At 45.3% G+C, this 2,880-nt stretch carries 2 protein-coding genes and 1 pseudogene; all 3 read left to right on the top strand.

The window, feature by feature from the left end:
* Positions 1 to 148: 148 nt before the first annotated feature.
* Positions 149 to 646, top strand: coding sequence for an LPS assembly lipoprotein LptE (gene lptE / locus VFW36_RS12010; RefSeq protein ID WP_329659053.1), 498 nt, complete (start codon positions 149 to 151; stop codon positions 644 to 646).
* Between the two features lie 9 nt (positions 647 to 655).
* Complete coding sequence (locus VFW36_RS12005) at positions 656 to 2,188, top strand: diguanylate cyclase (RefSeq protein ID WP_329659052.1); 1,533 nt, start codon at positions 656 to 658, stop codon at positions 2,186 to 2,188.
* Positions 2,185 to 2,880: pseudogene (locus VFW36_RS12000) on the top strand (bifunctional folylpolyglutamate synthase/dihydrofolate synthase); the annotation flags it as partial. The gene VFW36_RS12005 and the pseudogene VFW36_RS12000, both read left to right, overlap by 4 nt.

The raw sequence follows: 2,880 nt of genomic DNA, 5'->3' as shown, positions 1-2,880 counted from the left end.
ACCATCGAAGTGGGAGTCTCTGAGTCCCAAGAAGCGATCATTGAGACGGCAAAAGCTTCCGTAGAGAAGTGGATTGAGGGGAAAGAGATCGTAAAAGCGATCGTGATTCCCGGCAAACTTGTTAATCTCGTGATAAAAGGGTAAAGCCATGAAATACTGGATACTGAGCACTTTGATCTTCTTTGCAGGGTGTGGTTACCAGCCTGCCAGCCATTATGCTAAGAATATTTTGGGTGAGAGTGTCAGTACCGAAGTGGTTATTTCGATGGAAGATCCTCAAAATACCGTTATTATCAAAGATGCGGTTGATACGGCGGTTCTTACCAAATTTAGAACCTCATTGGTCCCTAAAAATGAAGCTTCAACCCATTTGAAAATTTCTATCGGTTCCGTGTTGTTTACACCGCTTCGTTATGATACGAACGGATATGTTATTACCTATCGTACTACGGTTACGATGCTAATTAGCCGAACGACAGGTGGAAAAATAACAAATCATAGTGCGCACGGTACGTACGATTTTGATATTGAACCGAATGCGATTATCTCCGATCAGGCACGTTTTGAAGCGATTCGCCAAGGGGCGCAAAAAGGGATTGATGCGTTTGTTGCACAGATTGCGGCATTGGGTGTCAACTCGAAATAAGGATCAGTTATGACTATTAATCAAATCGTTCGAAATACGGTTGAGCGACTTAAAGCAGAGGGGAAGGTATGGACTCCCGATGCTTATACCGAAGCGTTTTGTGCCGAGGCCAAAAAAGCGGGGTTTGCCGTTGAAGATTGCAGCGGGATAGATCGATATATTGCTTTGATGGATAAAAAAACGGTTGATGAAGTCAAACAATACCGTGTACGTACAACGGCAGAATTGATCCGATTTTTGATCTCTAAACTGAGCCGAATGAATCCGAGTGAAGCGTCTATTTTAGTGGAGCTTTTGAGTAATCTGGCCAAAAAAATGGCGGAAAGTATCGATGTACTGCATAACCCCGATGCGTCGGCATTGGCAAAAAAGACAATCGCTATTTTAGACGAGCAGGGGGGATCGACACAACTCGAACTCCTCAAACAAGCATGGATCAATTTTTTGAGTGTTTATGATGACTCATTTTTATTGAAGCTTTCCAATTTCGGATCGCTCAATCGGGGAAATTTGCGCAGTACGATTGAAAGTTTGAGCTTTCAATCTACAACCGCAGGGGCGGATTACAATAAAATTGTCCATTCTCTTATCTCCTCTTTAGTCCCCTCTATTGCACCGACGATGGACAATGCTACGATAGCACTTTCTCAAAAACTTCAAGCCAATCCGGCCTATATCGACACGGATGAGTGCGAAAAAGAGCTTAAAACGGCTATCGCTATGCGTATCGCTTTGGACAAAAAAAGTGTCGAAGAGATGGTGAACGCTCTCAACACGTTGTTGGGCAAACTCTCCACCCAATTGATCGAACTGATTGAGCGAAGCGAGAATTCAACCACTGAAATCCGAGAGGTAAAACGCGATTTAGAAGCTTTGGAAGAGAATAAACCGACCGATTTTAAAACGGCACATAAACGGCTTTATACGATTGCAACCACGTTGGAAGAGAAAGTCGAAGTGTTGAGCAAAGATTTAAAAGTGCATAACGAAAAAGTATCGCAAATGGGGAAAAAGATCGCAGATCTTGAGTCGGAACTGGCTCAAGCGACACAGGCGTCGCGTGAAGATTTTTTAACCAAGCTCTTTAACAAACGGGCAATCGAAGAGTATCTAAATCTCAAAGAGGCGGAGTATGAGCGTCACGGTCACTCATTCTGCGTTGCAATGCTTGATTTGGACCATTTTAAAGCGGTGAACGATACCTATGGGCATGAAGCGGGAGATGCCGTATTGATCGCGTTTTCAAAAATTCTTAAACTCGAAGCACGGACGAGTGATATTGTCGGACGTTTCGGCGGAGAAGAGTTTTTGGCCATATTGGGGGATACCGATTTGAATGGGGGAAAAGTATTTTGTGAAAAAGTACGTGCCCATGTCGAGCAAGCCCATTTTATGTATCAGGGACAGCGGATCGCGGTGAGTGTCAGTATCGGTGTCGCACAACGCAGTGACTACCCTTCGCTGAAAGCGTTGGTCAACGGAGCGGATGAGCGGCTGTATGATGCCAAGCACAAAGGGCGAAACCGCGTCGAGCCTGCATGAGTTTAAACGATTTTTTAGCCTCAAAACCTCTTTTTTACGATGTGATCGATTACGAGCGCTTTCCTAGCGCGTATCGGCAGATCAAACACTTTTTAGCGATCCCGAAAATAATTCACCTCGTCGGAACGAACGGCAAAGGCTCTACGGGGCGTTTCTTGGCAACCGCACTGCACCGTGCAGGGCAAAAGGTCGGGCATTACACCTCGCCTCATATTGTGCGATTCAACGAGCGAATATGGTTGGGCGGCTCTGAAGTGAGTGATGATGTTTTGGAATGTGCCCATCAGAAGCTTTTATCCCTATTATCCACGGAAATTGCCGAGTCGTTGAGCTATTTTGAATATACGACACTCTTAGCGATGGTGGTATATGAGAACTGTGATTACGTCGTGTGTGAAGCGGGCTTGGGCGGTGAGTATGATGCGACCGCTGTTTTTGATAAGGTGCTGAGTATTTTTACCCCGATCGATTTTGATCATGCGGCGTTTTTAGGCACTTCCATCGATTCGATTGCGACGACGAAACTGCGAAGTATGAACTCTCTCGCTTTGTTAGGAAGACAAAAACACTCCGAAGTGGAGTCGATAGCCCGTCGCATTGCGGAGGCAAAAGGGTGCACGCTCTACACCCTCTCTGAGCGTTTGACTCCACGTATTGAATTGATGGCATTGCAACTTGCCATGAAAAATGGT

Origin of the sequence: Sulfuricurvum sp., assembly GCF_036279695.1 — a bacterium.
Lineage (GTDB): Bacteria > Campylobacterota > Campylobacteria > Campylobacterales > Sulfurimonadaceae > Sulfuricurvum.
The sequence above is the reverse complement of the archived record's forward strand: the minus strand, read 5'-3'. Positions and strand labels throughout refer to the sequence as shown.

Excerpts from the sequence above, each read along its gene's own strand:
- lptE (WP_329659053.1), top strand. The coding sequence starts at position 149 with ATGAAATACTGGATACTGAGCACTTTGATCTTCTTTGCAGGGTGTGGT.
- VFW36_RS12005 (WP_329659052.1), top strand. The coding sequence starts at position 656 with ATGACTATTAATCAAATCGTTCGAAATACGGTTGAGCGACTTAAAGCA.